This window comes from Pantoea agglomerans, from assembly GCF_021397715.1.
GTDB lineage: Bacteria > Pseudomonadota > Gammaproteobacteria > Enterobacterales > Enterobacteriaceae > Pantoea > Pantoea astica.
This window is the reverse complement of record NZ_CP090207.1, coordinates 1,818,085-1,830,302: the sequence shown is the minus strand read 5'-3', so window position 1 is coordinate 1,830,302 and position 12,218 is coordinate 1,818,085. Positions and strand designations below refer to the sequence as shown.

General features: G+C 54.9%; 19 protein-coding genes and 1 pseudogene. 18 read left to right on the top strand and 2 right to left on the bottom strand.

Annotation, left to right across the window (positions count from 1 at the left end; genetic code table 11):
* The first annotated feature begins 313 nt into the window (after nucleotides 1-313).
* From LZU96_RS23575 to LZU96_RS08550, 13 genes and pseudogenes are all read left to right on the top strand, one after another.
* Complete coding sequence (locus tag LZU96_RS23575; RefSeq protein ID WP_411829892.1) at nucleotides 314-439, top strand: protease FtsH-inhibitory lysogeny factor CIII; 126 nt, start codon at nucleotides 314-316, stop codon at nucleotides 437-439.
* Between the two features lie 106 nt (nucleotides 440-545).
* Nucleotides 546-740: a thioredoxin reductase gene (locus LZU96_RS08605; protein WP_233985047.1), complete on the top strand. Its 195-nt coding sequence runs from the start codon at nucleotides 546-548 to the stop codon at nucleotides 738-740.
* Complete coding sequence (locus tag LZU96_RS08600) at nucleotides 737-889, top strand: hypothetical protein (protein ID WP_233985048.1); 153 nt, start codon at nucleotides 737-739, stop codon at nucleotides 887-889. The genes LZU96_RS08605 and LZU96_RS08600 overlap by 4 nt, the downstream gene beginning before the upstream one ends.
* Nucleotides 882-1,490, top strand: a complete 609-nt coding sequence (locus tag LZU96_RS08595) for an ERF family protein (RefSeq protein WP_233985049.1) — start codon at nucleotides 882-884, stop codon at nucleotides 1,488-1,490. The genes LZU96_RS08600 and LZU96_RS08595 overlap by 8 nt, the downstream gene beginning before the upstream one ends.
* Entirely contained in the window at nucleotides 1,490-1,882 is a 393-nt protein-coding gene (locus tag LZU96_RS08590; RefSeq protein ID WP_233985050.1) for a single-stranded DNA-binding protein, read from the top strand. The genes LZU96_RS08595 and LZU96_RS08590 overlap by 1 nt, the downstream gene beginning before the upstream one ends.
* A gap of 22 nt (nucleotides 1,883-1,904) precedes the next feature.
* Nucleotides 1,905-2,216 (top strand): hypothetical protein, encoded by a 312-nt coding sequence (locus LZU96_RS08585; protein ID WP_233985051.1) that lies wholly within the window; start codon nucleotides 1,905-1,907, stop codon nucleotides 2,214-2,216.
* A 66-nt stretch (nucleotides 2,217-2,282) separates the two neighbouring features.
* Entirely contained in the window at nucleotides 2,283-2,597 is a 315-nt protein-coding gene (locus LZU96_RS08580; RefSeq protein WP_233988164.1) for a zinc-finger-containing protein, read from the top strand.
* A 49-nt stretch (nucleotides 2,598-2,646) separates the two neighbouring features.
* On the top strand, nucleotides 2,647-3,237 hold the full coding sequence (locus LZU96_RS08575) for a hypothetical protein (RefSeq protein WP_233987877.1): 591 nt from the start codon (nucleotides 2,647-2,649) through the stop codon (nucleotides 3,235-3,237).
* Entirely contained in the window at nucleotides 3,237-3,503 is a 267-nt protein-coding gene (locus LZU96_RS08570; protein ID WP_233987876.1) for a hypothetical protein, read from the top strand. The genes LZU96_RS08575 and LZU96_RS08570 overlap by 1 nt, the downstream gene beginning before the upstream one ends.
* Nucleotides 3,500-3,976, top strand: coding sequence for a hypothetical protein (locus tag LZU96_RS08565; protein ID WP_233987875.1), 477 nt, complete (start codon nucleotides 3,500-3,502; stop codon nucleotides 3,974-3,976). The genes LZU96_RS08570 and LZU96_RS08565 overlap by 4 nt, the downstream gene beginning before the upstream one ends.
* Nucleotides 3,973-4,215 (top strand): hypothetical protein, encoded by a 243-nt coding sequence (locus LZU96_RS08560; protein ID WP_410055306.1) that lies wholly within the window; start codon nucleotides 3,973-3,975, stop codon nucleotides 4,213-4,215. The genes LZU96_RS08565 and LZU96_RS08560 overlap by 4 nt, the downstream gene beginning before the upstream one ends.
* Nucleotides 4,215-4,554: pseudogene (locus tag LZU96_RS08555) on the top strand (hypothetical protein). The gene LZU96_RS08560 and the pseudogene LZU96_RS08555 overlap by 1 nt, the downstream one beginning before the upstream one ends.
* Nucleotides 4,555-4,604: 50 nt before the next feature.
* Entirely contained in the window at nucleotides 4,605-4,865 is a 261-nt protein-coding gene (locus LZU96_RS08550; protein ID WP_233988162.1) for a pyocin activator PrtN family protein, read from the top strand.
* A gap of 240 nt (nucleotides 4,866-5,105) precedes the next feature.
* On the opposite strand, the gene cutC is transcribed toward LZU96_RS08550, so the two are convergent.
* Entirely contained in the window at nucleotides 5,106-5,858 is a 753-nt protein-coding gene (gene cutC / locus LZU96_RS08545) for a copper homeostasis protein CutC (protein WP_233987874.1), read from the bottom strand.
* 85 nt (nucleotides 5,859-5,943) lie between these two features.
* Between cutC and LZU96_RS08540 the strand changes: the two genes are divergently transcribed.
* A complete protein-coding gene (locus LZU96_RS08540; protein WP_233987873.1) occupies nucleotides 5,944-7,089 on the top strand; it encodes a MalY/PatB family protein in 1,146 nt (381 codons plus the stop codon).
* Here the strand turns inward: LZU96_RS08540 and LZU96_RS08535 are convergent.
* Complete coding sequence (locus LZU96_RS08535) at nucleotides 7,086-7,646, bottom strand: VOC family protein (protein ID WP_233987872.1); 561 nt, start codon at nucleotides 7,644-7,646, stop codon at nucleotides 7,086-7,088. The genes LZU96_RS08540 and LZU96_RS08535 overlap by 4 nt on opposite strands.
* 314 nt (nucleotides 7,647-7,960) lie before the next feature.
* Here LZU96_RS08535 and LZU96_RS23495 point away from each other — a divergent pair, with 314 nt between their 5' ends.
* From LZU96_RS23495 to LZU96_RS08520, 4 genes are all read left to right on the top strand, one after another.
* A complete protein-coding gene (locus tag LZU96_RS23495; protein ID WP_007889544.1) occupies nucleotides 7,961-8,083 on the top strand; it encodes a hypothetical protein in 123 nt (40 codons plus the stop codon).
* A gap of 208 nt (nucleotides 8,084-8,291) precedes the next feature.
* A complete protein-coding gene (argS, locus tag LZU96_RS08530; protein WP_233987871.1) occupies nucleotides 8,292-10,022 on the top strand; it encodes an arginine--tRNA ligase in 1,731 nt (576 codons plus the stop codon).
* A gap of 88 nt (nucleotides 10,023-10,110) precedes the next feature.
* Nucleotides 10,111-11,031 carry a LysR substrate-binding domain-containing protein gene (locus LZU96_RS08525; RefSeq protein WP_233987870.1) on the top strand — a complete coding sequence of 307 codons (921 nt, stop codon included), beginning with the start codon at nucleotides 10,111-10,113 and terminating at the stop codon, nucleotides 11,029-11,031.
* 170 nt (nucleotides 11,032-11,201) lie between these two features.
* Entirely contained in the window at nucleotides 11,202-12,200 is a 999-nt protein-coding gene (locus LZU96_RS08520) for an aldo/keto reductase (RefSeq protein ID WP_233987869.1), read from the top strand.
* The last annotated feature ends 18 nt before the right edge of the window (nucleotides 12,201-12,218 follow it).

Sequence of the window (12,218 nt, the reverse complement as noted above, 5' to 3'; positions counted from 1 at the left end):
CACGCGCCGGGCGTGGATAAATATCCCGGCACTTACATCAATCAGGCTGCCTAACCCGCAGCCTTTTTTATTGGAGGTTCCATGAGCAACGCTGAATGGATTATCGGCTGGATAGCTATTGGTGTGTTGATGGTGCTGGGGTTTATAGCAGTGAATTGAGTGACACCGTAAAGCCGCCTGTGTAGACGGCTTTGAGCTGCTACGCACCAACGCTGAGATTTCAGCAGGATAGATAACCAGAACGTAACACACCTTATGGGGGCCGCAATGGCCCCTTCTTTTTACACCAACCAAATTTATCACGAGGTATCCCATGCCAGCTTATGCAACGGCAGGGGCGGCATTGGGCTGCCCTTTCGACTTTGAATCCCAGCTAGAACGCATTGCACGTCGCCTTCGCAGCCTGTTCATCTCCATCCGCAAAGGAGTTCAGTCATGAAATCACGTTACTTCACGAAGGCTCAGGAGCTTTCAAGAGAGGCTCATCTGTTTGGTGACCGTGCCAAATGGGATATGGCGATGCAGTTACTGCGCAGGGCGCTGAAATGAAAATGAAGATTGAATGTGGCGAGCTTAAGACGCGCGCCGGATATCGCCCTGGCATGATGATTATCGAGGCAGATGAGGTCTCTCTGCTCGACTTCAGTGGCAGGCAGGTGCTTAACCAGCTTGATATCAAAGACGTCATGGAGTGGCTCACAGAGCAGGGCTACACAATTCACCAGGAGCACGCAGCATGATTGATCCGGGTATCTATTTCATCGAAATGATGAAGGCCATCTTAGAGCCAGTGCTTGATGAGATGACGCCACAGCAGGCTGCAATGGATGCGGCGGCTGATTACCGTACGGAGCAGCAGGCAAGCAGAATGGGAGTTGCCTATGAGTAAGGAATTCTACGTCAGGCTGGCAGAGATACAGCGCACTTTGAACGCGCCGAAGGGCCAGTACAATAGCTTTGGCAAGTATCACTACCGCAGCTGCGAAGACATCCTTGAGGGTGTGAAGCCGCTGCTTAATGGCCTGTTCCTGTCCATCTCGGACGAAATCGTTTTGATTGGCGATCGCTATTACGTCAAAGCTACGGCGACGATAACCGATGGCGAGACCACACACAGCGCCTCTGCAATGGCCCGTGAAGCCGTCGATAAGAAAGGCATGGATGACGCGCAGATTACTGGCGCTACCAGCTCCTACGCCCGCAAATACTGCCTGAATGGCCTGTTCGGCATTGATGATTCAAAAGATGCTGACACGGACGAGCACAAGAACCAGCAGAACAATGCAAAGCAGCAGCCTCAGAAGCCATCCATGTCGCCAGAAGAAGTTCTGAAGGCATTCACCGAGGCGGCGCATCTTAAATCAACTATTCCTGAGCTGAAAACCGCATTTGCTAAAGCCTGGCAGATGCTGGACGGCAAGCCTGAGCAGGCTAAAGCTCAGGAAGTCTATGAAATTCGCAAATCAGAGCTTGAAGGAGCCACAGCATAATGCCAATCAACACGATCACAATCGCAGGTAATGTCGGCAAGGATGCCGTTCTGCGTGTCACACCAAACGGAAAGCACATCGCGTCGTTCTCTCTGCCGGCCAAGTCCGGATTTGGTGACAACGAGAAAACATCCTGGCTGCAATGCAAGATGTTCGGGGCTATGGCAGAGAAGCTGTCGGCCAGCATTCTGAAAGGTGCAAAGGTCACAGTGACCGGCGAGTTTGTGCTTGAGGAGTGGACGAAAGACGACGGCACAAAGGTTTCTACGCCAACGATTCTCGTGCGGGATATCGACCTTCCGCCAAAGCAGAGCGGTCAGCAACAGAGTCGGCCGCAGCAGTCGCATGGTCAATCTACCGAACCTCAATACGATAATTCGATCCCCTTCTAACACCCACTAATAAGGCACCCTCATGACCATCACCGAACCTTCGGCGGACTCTGCACGCCCTGATGAAACGGAATCACAGCGCAGATGGATGTTAGCGATGCAGGACGCACAGCAGCAGATTCTGGCGAAGAAAGGCGTGAGGGTGTCGCTATCAGTACGGACCACTGAGCAGACAAAGGAATGGGTGCAGGAGGCCACGGAGCGGCGTCTGACGAAGTACGTCGAGCATCAGGAAGCCATTGAGCGCAACCGGCACAGCAAGCATGACATGCCGGTCAGAGATACCAACCCTGCCTATCCGGAATGGGCAGCACGCCGCTATCACGGCGACTAAGGAGAGCAAGTGAGTGTGATTTGTGACTATTGCGGTAAGGATGCTGCGCTTGTGAGCGGGAAGGATATGTACCCGAATCGGCCCGACCTCGCGGGGCTGCAATTCTGGAAGTGCCCACCCTGCGCCGCATGGGTTGGATGTCATAAGCGATCAAACGCAGTTCCGCTGGGTCGGCTCGCAAATGCAGAGCTGCGAAAGGCCAAGAGCGCAGCTCACGCAGCTTTCGACCCCATATGGAAGTCAGGAAGAAAGTCCCGGCGAGGTGCTTATGAGTGGCTAAGTAAGCGACTGAGCATCCCGTTCAAAAACTGCCATATCGGCATGTTCGACGTAGATACGTGTGAACGGGTCGTGACCGCTTGTGCCGAATTTAAAGGCTAACTATTTTCGCCGCGGCAGTTAGCCTGCCAGCGGCATAAGGGGTAAGAGAATGAATATCACAGAACATGAAATGCGCGGGTTGTTGGCTGGTAAATGTCTGCCGGGCGATATGCGGGTGAATGAGGAATTGCCAGCCTATCTGGTTCGCAAGTTCGCCGAAGCCAAAGCAGAGCGTGACGCGCTGGCGGCTGAGAATGCATACCTCTTGCCTAAAGCCGCTAGCGAACTCTCTAATGCCTGGGTAATGCATAAATACTGGGTGGGCATTCAGGCGGCACTAATGCATATGCAGGTTGGACGCAGCTATGAAGCTGAGCAGTGGCTCAAAGGAACTATTGCAGGGCCGGAATTAGAGGCTCCAAACCTAAAGCTATCAGACGAAATCGACGCCTGGGCTAATGAGCAGAGCAAAGACAGCATCAGCCACTCCCGCGCGCTGGAAATAATCAAGGCCGAAACCCCAGCCACCGACGCCTACCTCAACTCTGTGCGGGTTGATGCCGTCGAGTCATTCGCACATCATCAGCGCGTAATTGCAGATGCGTTAGCCCGCCGCGAGGAACAACGTAGCCACCGGATCACCGCTTGCCGGGCTGAGGATTTCGCCGCCCAACTCCGCGTCGGTAAGGATGGTGAGTGATGAAAACCTTCTTAGTATGGTGCCCTGATATGGGCTCAGAGCGTGAAGATGCCTGTGAAATAGAAGCTCATGACGCCGAGTCAGCAGCACAGGAGTGGGCTGAAGAGGAAGATTGTTACAGTGCTGAATACAGCATCGTAAGTGGTCGTGAGACCCCCGTTGTGTGCGTTGCTGAAGGCGACGGGCCTGAGCAGCAATTCAGGGTTAGTGGCGAGGCAGTTCCACAGTACTATGCGACCGCTATCCGCGCAGGAGAGCCATCATGACCGAAGAGCAGAAACAGGCGCTGATTGGACTCTGCAAAATTGAGATTAAGCGCTGGAAGGCTGCATCAGAGTCTGACCCTAACATGCGATACATGGTCGAGCTGATGGTGGTCGCGCTGTCCGCACTGACTGCTGAGCCAGTAGCAGACGTAGTTAGCTGGAATCATCCAGTTGAGAATAGAACGTGTGCCGTTCAGTTGCGCCGCTTTGATTTATTGCCAGGTGAGTTATTCACCGCCCCGCCAGCGCCCGCCGCTCACTTGGCTGGACAAGTTCCGGATGGCTGGAAATTAGTGCCGGTAGAACCAACCGAGGAAATGATCATTGAAGGTTTCGAGTCACGGCCTGATGAAAGCTTTAGTGAGCCAGCAGTGTGGAAGAAATATAGCCAACTGAGCGGTTGCCAGCAGGCAGCGTATAAAGCGCAACTTTGCTGGGCGGCTATGCTGGCAGCAGCGCCGGAGGTGGAATGATGGCGAGCAGACAGGAAATCAGTGACAACTTGCACAAACTTGTCGGTCTGGCATACAGCTATGCTGCTTCGCTTGATTTGGGGCCGGAACGAATTGAGGCGTTTGAGTTGTCTGAAGCATTGCGCCGACTTCAGCGCCGAGGCACAGCCAGTGTAATGCTCGCGGCTACCAACCCGCTGGCGGCCTTGTGTGAGCAGGAGGATGAAGACGAAGATGACTGGGATGAGGATGACGACTAATGCCTAAATCCCCCCGCCGAACGCAAAGCCGCGCAGCGTGCCAGACAGGCCGCTGCCGGTGGTAAAAAGCTGGATCTGGCGCTGGACAGTCAGGAGCTGGAGATGCTGGCGCAGAACTGCGCCGCACGTCGCCCCGGTCGCGAGCCGTACGAACTCAGCGAGTACATCACTATGCTGATACGCAAAGATGCCGCTGAGCTGACGCAGCAGATTGAAGCGCTGGCACACCAGCAATGCGGTAAGTGTGGCGATCAGCTGCCGGTGCGGTCATGTCCTTGTCAGGGTGAAGCTGCATGCTGGACCACCAGCGGCTGGCACAAACTGAAGTTGACCGTGTGACATGTCACAAAAATAAAACGCCTGATGCAGCAGGCCGTGTGGAGAAGAATATGAATACAATGTTTTTATTGATGGCCGAATATGAAACGGCAACAGTCCCACTTAGCCAGGTGTGTGAGAAATATTTTGGTATGAAGTCGGCGACTGCCGAGCGGAAGGCGTCAGAGAATAAATTACCGGTCCCGACTTTCCGTACTGCGGAAAGTCAGAAAGCACCACGCATGGTTCACATTGCTGATCTTGCAGACTACATAGATGAACAGCGAAGGGCCAGCCGCGAATTGCATAGCGCAACGCACACGCGACAGTGATCAATTAAGGGCCTTATGGCCCTTTTTTAATGCTTTAAGAATCTCTCCAATAAGCGCATAAACTTGTTGATTGCTGCTTAACTCTGCGTTATTTTTGCCGACATCAGGACCCCATGAGGCCCCCTTTTTATCCTAACCCTTTGTTTTAGATAAAAAGAACCCCAGCAAGCATACTGGGGTTTGGTACTTGCAAACACCACGTCAATGATCGGCGTGCTGCGCGGCAAAATCGGTCATGATTCAGGCCACCCGAACGGTGCTCATCTGCATCACGCTTTTCATCGCTTCCACCACATCGCCATCCACACAATAGCGGCTGAACTCGTCGGTTTCGGCTTCAGAACACATGGACACACCCGCTTTACGGTAGCGCATCGGCGAAGCGACTAACCGGCTTGCCGAGCTGTGAACTTCACGTATGCCCATGTCGAGGAACTTTTGCAGGTTACTGAGACGAACACCGGCACCTGCCATAATGATAGGACCTGTACTCGCCTCATTAAGTTCCTTGAGTAATGCAATTCCGTTCTCCGCGCTCTGCTGCTGGCCGGAAGTGAGAATGCGCGCCACGCCGAGATCGGTCAGCTCTTCCAGCGTCCGCTTCGGACTGTGGCACAGGTCGAAAGCGCGGTGAAAGGTCACCGCCAGTCCGTCGCACAGCGCCATAATCTGCCGCATCTGACCCCGATGGATATGCGCATCCTCATTCAGCATGCCGATGACCAGCCCGGGAAAACCGAGCTCACGGATCAATGCAACGTCAGATTTCATCGCCTCAAATTCGCGTGCGGTGTAGCAAAAATCACCGCCGCGTGGCCGGACAATGGGATGAACCGGAATTGAAACCTCACGTCGGGCCGCATGAAGCATGCCTGCCGACGGGGTTAATCCCCCTTCTCGCGGTGCGGCACAGAGTTCAACCCGATCGGCGCCGGCCTGCTGCGCGGTCACTGCGCAATCCACGCCATAGCAGCAAATTTCCAGTGTGGTCATTCTCTTCTCCTTTACATGACTCTGGTTCAAGGCAGATTCATCAGTTAGTCTGGCTGCTGGAATGAGTTTACCGGGAAAGTTAACTATGGCATTCAATTTCGACCAACGGATAGACCGTCGTCACAGCGATAGCCTTAAATGGAACAAATATGCGGACCAGGACATTCTGCCGTTATGGGTGGCGGATACGGATTTTCGATCCCCTGAGGCTGTGATCGAAGCGATACAGGCCCGCGCCGAACATGGCATTTTTGGTTATGGCGATAAGCCTGTCGGTTTCATTGACAGCGCGATTGCGTGGCTGGCCTCGCGCTATCACTGGCACGTTAATCCCGAATGGATTGTGGTGCTGCCTGGCGTGGTGACCGGGTTAAATCTTGCGGTGCGTGCCTTTACTGCTCCGGATGAACGCAGCATTGCACCGACGCCCATCTATCCGCCGTTTCGCGGTGCAGCAAAACTGGCGGAGCGAGGTCAGCTGAACCTGCCGCTGACTCTGCAACAGGGACGCTGGCTGCTGGATCTGGCGACGGCAGACGGGCAGATGACGGGCAAAGAGCGGTTGCTGATGTTGTGCAATCCCCAGAATCCGGGAGGCACGGTCTATCGGCGTGATGAACTGCAGGCGCAACTGGCGTTTGCTCAGCAGCATGATCTGATCGTCTGTTCCGACGAGATCCACTGTGATCTGGTGCTGGAACCCGGCGTGCAGCATATTCCGTTTGCCACCCTGAGCGAAGATGCGGCACAGCGCTCGATTACGCTGCTGTCACCGTCCAAAAGTTTCAATATTGCCGGACTGGGTGCGTCCATCGCCATCATCCCCAATCCTGAACTCCGCGCACGCTTTGATCGTGTCCGGCGTGGCATCGTGCCGGATGTTGATATTCTGGCGCTGACGGCCGCAGAAGCGGCGTGGCGCGAAGGCAGTGACTGGCTCAGCGCACAGAATGACTACCTGCGCAGCAACCGTGACTGGCTGGTGTCGCAGGTGAATAAGCTCAGCGGGTTGTCGCTTTCAGCGCCTGAGGCGAGTTATCTGGCCTGGATCGATGCGCGCGGTCTGGGCGTGGCCAGCCCGGCGCTCTACTTTGAAAAACATGGGCTGGGGCTGTCAGCCGGACGCGAGTTTGGTGACGACCAGTTTGTCCGTCTCAACTTTGGCTGTACCCGCGCCCTGCTCGATGAGGCGGTTGCTCGTCTGCAGCGCGCCGTTGCTGCCCGGCCTTAGCCTTGCTCGCTGGCGACGATCTCCTCCAGTCGCCACGGATGAAATTTAATGGTTGTCTGCCCATCTGTGACCGCCAGGGTCGGATTCGGCAGACGCTCATTTTCGCCCTGCGGCGAGCTGGTTTTGAACGAAATACCGGGCTGAGTCAGGGCGTCATCGGATAACAGCGCCATAGCCCGCACGCCCAGCGTCTGATGATCGCCGCGCAGCACCACTTCGATATGCTCCCATCCTTCATGACGGTAACGTTTCTCGCCGGGCCACGGCAACTCAACCACATCCACCGGCCAGCCGGCTACCTGCAGTGGCTGATGCAATTTAAACAGGCAGATTGGCCGGCCATTAATCATGGCCTGGGAAAACTGACTGCCGATCTGTTGCAGCCCTTGCTGCCAGCGTATTGCCGTCGCTTCCTGATGACAACGCACCGCAATGTGATCGATTTCAAGATCGTTAAGTTGTAAACCCAGCCTCTGTGCAAAACTTTGCAACGATTCTTCAAAACGTTGCAAATCTGTCTTTAAATCATCCAATTCAGCGGGAAAAGATCGGTTCAAAACGGGAAATCCTCTCGGTTTGTTTAAACTTTATTATCAATCGAACCCCTGGCCTGCGCGGCCTTGCGCATGACAAAATGGTAAGATTCATCCTATTTAACCCATTATTTCCTGCAAAAGCGTATAAGAACAGCTTTCAATTCGGATTAATCCCCTCTTTAGGTCCATGAGTTAATTGATGAAAGTGGCTTAAATTACTGATTTATATCACCTTCTTTAATACAATAAGATAAGTCTTATTTGGCACTCAAACAATTGCAGCCACCTCCTCTTTCTTATAAATTTGACCCAACACAACCAAAAGGAATGGCTATATGTCTATGCTCATCGTTGTCGCAGTCCTGATCGCACTGATGGGATTTGCAATTTCCCGCCATTGGAAGGTGCGTGAAGATAAAAGCGTCAAGAACCCTCGCCGTCATCCACGACGTCGTTAAAGCCCCTGGGAAACATCTTCGGCTCTGTTTCCCCGCTTCATCCAACTACTGACGCCCACCGACATTTCACGTATACTTTTCCCCTCATTTTTTTCCATTTTGTCTGTTCCATCCGTTTCTGTCACTCCGTTGCGCGATGCTGCCAGGCAAGATGATGACGGCTCGACTCAACAGGTTCGGGCGTTGTTCAGCACATGAAGGTAACTCGGTGAATATTCAGGCTCTTCTTTCCGCAAAAGTCAGTCAGGCAATGGTTTTAGCCGGCGCTCCCGCCGATTGCGAACCGCAGGTTCGTCAGTCCGCCAGGGTCCAGTTTGGTGATTATCAGGCCAACGGCATTATGGCCGTGGCGAAAAAGCTGGGACAGGCACCGCGACAATTAGCGGAAGCAGTGATCCAGCATCTCGACCTGACCGGCATCGCCAGTAAAGTTGAAATTGCCGGACCGGGCTTCATCAACATCTTCCTCGACCACCACTGGCTGGCGACCCACGCCCGCGAAGCGCTGACTCTGCCGCGCCTCGGCGTGCAACTGGCCGAGCCGCAGACCATCGTGGTGGATTACTCTGCGCCGAACGTGGCCAAAGAGATGCATGTCGGCCATGTGCGCTCCACCATCATTGGTGATGCGGCGGTCCGCACGCTGGAGTTTCTCGGCCATCGGGTGATTCGCGCCAACCACGTCGGTGACTGGGGTACCCAGTTCGGTATGCTGATTGCCTTCCTCGAAAAACAGCAAAACGAGCATCACGCCGAGATGGCGCTGGCCGATCTGGAAGCGTTCTACCGTGAAGCCAAGCGGACTTACGACGAAGACCCAGCGTTTGCCGAGCGGGCGCGCAGCTATGTGGTCAAACTGCAGGGCGGCGACGACTATTGCCGCCAGATGTGGAAAAAACTGGTCGACATCACCATGAGTCAGAACCAGAAAATTTATGACCGCATGAATGTCACCCTGACGCGCAAAGATGTGATGGGTGAGAGCCTCTACAACGATATGCTGCCCGGCATCGTCGCTGACCTGAAACAGAAAGGGTTAGCGGTGGAAAGTGAAGGCGCGACCGTGGTGTTCCTGGATGAGTTCCAGAACAAAGAAGGCGAACCGATGGGCGTCATCATCCAGAAAAAGGATGGCGGCTACCTCTATACCACCACCGATATCGCCTGCGCCAAATATCGTTATGAAACCCTGAAGGCCGATCGGGTGCTCTACTACATCGACTCGCGTCAGCATCAGCATCTGGTGCAGGCCTGGACTATCGTGCGTAAAGCGGGCTATGTGCCGGAGTCGGTACCGCTGGAACACCATGCCTTCGGCATGATGCTGGGCAAAGATGGTCGTCCGTTCAAGACCCGTAGCGGCGGCACCATCAAGCTGGCCGATCTGCTCGATGAAGCCTATCAGCGTGCCTATACCCTGGTGCGTGAGAAGAACCCGGAGATGAGCGAAGCGGAAGTGAAAACGCTGGCGGAAGTGGTGGGCATCAGCGCGGTGAAATACGCTGACCTGTCGAAAAGCCGCACCACCGACTACATCTTTGACTGGGATAACATGCTGGCGTTTGAAGGCAACACCGCGCCTTACATGCAGTACGCTTATACCCGCGTGCTGTCGGTATTCCGTAAAGCCGGTATTGACGCTGATGCACTGGATGCAGAGATTGTGATCAGCGAAGAACGTGAAGCGCAGCTGGCCACCCGTCTGTTGCAGTTCGAAGAGGTGATCACTCAGGTGGCGCGCGACGGTACGCCGCACGTGATGTGTGCCTATCTCTACGATCTGGCCGGCCTGTTCTCCGGCTTCTACGAGCACTGCCCGATCCTCAGCGCGGAATCAGAAGAAACCCGCCTGAGCCGGCTACAGCTGGCCGCGCTGACCGCGAAAACGCTGAAGCAGGGTCTGGATACGCTGGGTATCGACACCGTCGAGCGCATGTAATCTCAGAAACGGAGAGGTTTTCCCTCTCCGTTTTTGATCTCAGTATCCTCTCTGAACTTCCCCCCAATCTCCGCAGCAGGAGCGTGTTATGTCTGTCGCCGCGCACCTCATCAGCAGCCACCTTCCCACCATTAAACAGTTGCAGTGCTTTCTGGCTGTCGCACACGAGCTTAATTTTCGCCGGGCCGCAGAGCGACTCAGCATCACGCAGCCTCCGCTTACCCGCCAGATTCAAAGCCTGGAAGATCTGCTCGGTCAGTTGCTGTTCAGTCGCACAACCCATGAGGTAACGCTCACCGAAGCGGGCCGTGCGCTGGTGGCGAAAGCAGAAGCGATCCTCAGTGCGCTGAGTGCCTTAAAGCAGGAAGCGCAGCCTGCCGCACGGCTGCGCATCGGGCTGACCCGCACGCTGAACTTTGAACTGATCGCGCCGCTCAATAAGCAACTCGCCGCTTTTCATGCCCGTGATGAGATGGAAATGCCCAGCCTGACTTCCGCTCAGCTGTTGCAAAGCCTCGCAAAAAACAGCCTGGATTTGATCCTCACCGGTGAAAAAGGTCCGGAAGCGGAAAAAGCTGTCCAGTACGCCTGGGTTCACCGCGAGCCGCTTCTGGTCGCGATGCCGTCGGCCCATCCGGCCAGTCTGGCGGCAAAAGTCTCACCGGAGGCGCTGGCTGACCTGCCGCTGTTCTGGTTCGCGCGCAGTGCCAATCCGCAGTTTTACGATAAATGCGAGCGCTTCTTCGCCATGCTCAGCGTCACGCTGAAACGAGTGAGAGAGCCGGAAGATTCCCTGCTGATGCTGTCGCACATCGCCAGAGGTAAAGGCTTCGCGCTGATGCCGCAGTCAAAATGTACCTTTAATCAGGCAGGACTCTGTTACCGCCCGCTGACGGAAGGCGCGGCGCAACAGCTGGCGATTGATGTTTATGCGGCTATTCGCGCTGATGAAAACAATGAGGCGGTTCTCGATGCGCTGAGAACACTCTCGCAGTCCGCTGAACGCTGAGCCCCGCGCGTCTGCGCGGCTGAGTCGCGGTTTCCCTTCTTCCGCGCGGCCTGTCGCCCATCCTGATGTTGTCCCCTTTCGTCCCTGATACCTTTCTTGCATGACGGAAAGAGCAATTCATTGCTGTCGCACGGAGTGAAACAATCGCGTCTCACTTACGAGGAGAGACAATGAAAAAGCGAACGTTAACTCAGGGTCTGGATGTCAGCGCCATCGGCTACGGCGCGATGGGGCTAAGCGAATTTTACGGTCAGACCGATGATCGTCACTCCCTGCAACTGCTCAGCCAGCTGCGCGAGCTGGATATCACTTTTATTGATACCGCCGATCTCTACGGACGTGGCCACAACGAGCAGCTGATCGGAGAGTTTCTTGCCGGGCTGAGCAAGTCTGAACGGCTGAAGTTCACCGTCGCCACCAAATGTGGCATTGAGCGTCCGGCGGATGCGGCCTATGCCCGCACCATTAATAATCAGCCAGACTACATTACCCGCAGCTGCCATGCCTCCCTGAAACGGCTGGGCGTCGAGCGTATCGATCTCTTTTATCTGCATCGCATCAGTCCGGCGACGCCGATTGAGGAGAGCATGCAGTGTCTCAGCCGTCTGGTGCAGGAGGGCAAAATCGCCCGGATTGGATTGTGTGAAGCCTCTGCCGCAACGCTGAACCGGGCGCAGGCGATCCACCCGCTGGCCGCGCTGCAGACGGAATATTCACTCTGGACGCGAGACATCGAAGAGGAAATTCTGCCAGCGGTGAAAAAGCTCGGTATCGGCCTGGTGCCCTATTCGCCGCTGGGCAGAGGTTTCCTGACCGGTAAATACCGTAAAAACAGCGATTTTGCTGAAGGTGATTTCCGCAAAAATAATGACCGTTTCCAGCAGGAAAATATCGATCACAATCTCCAGCTTCTTAACGCGGTAACGCCGCTGGCGGAGAAATATCACGCCACTACCGGGCAGATTGCGCTGGCCTGGCTACTGGCACAGTATGAAAAAATTGTGCCGATTCCAGGCACCAAACAGATCGCTTATCTCACTGAAAACGCGGAAGCCGCGGATATCGAGCTGGAAGAGGAAGATATCGGGTTGCTGGATGCTGTTCATCAACAGGTTGAAGTTAAAGGCGGTCGCTACTCTGAGGAGGGAATGAAGGGGGTTAACGCCTGAACACAAACTATGCACTTG

Bases quoted from the DNA above. Each gene is read 5' to 3' on its own strand.
- LZU96_RS23575 (WP_411829892.1), top strand. From the start codon at position 314: ATGCCAGCTTATGCAACGGCAGGGGCGGCATTGGGCTGCCCTTTCGAC.
- LZU96_RS08605 (WP_233985047.1), top strand. From the start codon at position 546: ATGAAAATGAAGATTGAATGTGGCGAGCTTAAGACGCGCGCCGGATAT.
- LZU96_RS08600 (WP_233985048.1), top strand. From the start codon at position 737: ATGATTGATCCGGGTATCTATTTCATCGAAATGATGAAGGCCATCTTA.
- LZU96_RS08595 (WP_233985049.1), top strand. From the start codon at position 882: ATGAGTAAGGAATTCTACGTCAGGCTGGCAGAGATACAGCGCACTTTG.
- LZU96_RS08590 (WP_233985050.1), top strand. From the start codon at position 1,490: ATGCCAATCAACACGATCACAATCGCAGGTAATGTCGGCAAGGATGCC.
- LZU96_RS08585 (WP_233985051.1), top strand. From the start codon at position 1,905: ATGACCATCACCGAACCTTCGGCGGACTCTGCACGCCCTGATGAAACG.
- LZU96_RS08580 (WP_233988164.1), top strand. From the start codon at position 2,283: ATGTACCCGAATCGGCCCGACCTCGCGGGGCTGCAATTCTGGAAGTGC.
- LZU96_RS08575 (WP_233987877.1), top strand. From the start codon at position 2,647: ATGAATATCACAGAACATGAAATGCGCGGGTTGTTGGCTGGTAAATGT.
- LZU96_RS08570 (WP_233987876.1), top strand. From the start codon at position 3,237: ATGAAAACCTTCTTAGTATGGTGCCCTGATATGGGCTCAGAGCGTGAA.
- LZU96_RS08565 (WP_233987875.1), top strand. From the start codon at position 3,500: ATGACCGAAGAGCAGAAACAGGCGCTGATTGGACTCTGCAAAATTGAG.
- LZU96_RS08560 (WP_410055306.1), top strand. From the start codon at position 3,973: ATGATGGCGAGCAGACAGGAAATCAGTGACAACTTGCACAAACTTGTC.
- LZU96_RS08550 (WP_233988162.1), top strand. From the start codon at position 4,605: ATGAATACAATGTTTTTATTGATGGCCGAATATGAAACGGCAACAGTC.
- cutC (WP_233987874.1), bottom strand. From the start codon at position 5,858: ATGACCACACTGGAAATTTGCTGCTATGGCGTGGATTGCGCAGTGACC.
- LZU96_RS08540 (WP_233987873.1), top strand. From the start codon at position 5,944: ATGGCATTCAATTTCGACCAACGGATAGACCGTCGTCACAGCGATAGC.
- LZU96_RS23495 (WP_007889544.1), top strand. From the start codon at position 7,961: ATGTCTATGCTCATCGTTGTCGCAGTCCTGATCGCACTGATGGGATTT.
- LZU96_RS08525 (WP_233987870.1), top strand. From the start codon at position 10,111: ATGTCTGTCGCCGCGCACCTCATCAGCAGCCACCTTCCCACCATTAAA.
- LZU96_RS08520 (WP_233987869.1), top strand. From the start codon at position 11,202: ATGAAAAAGCGAACGTTAACTCAGGGTCTGGATGTCAGCGCCATCGGC.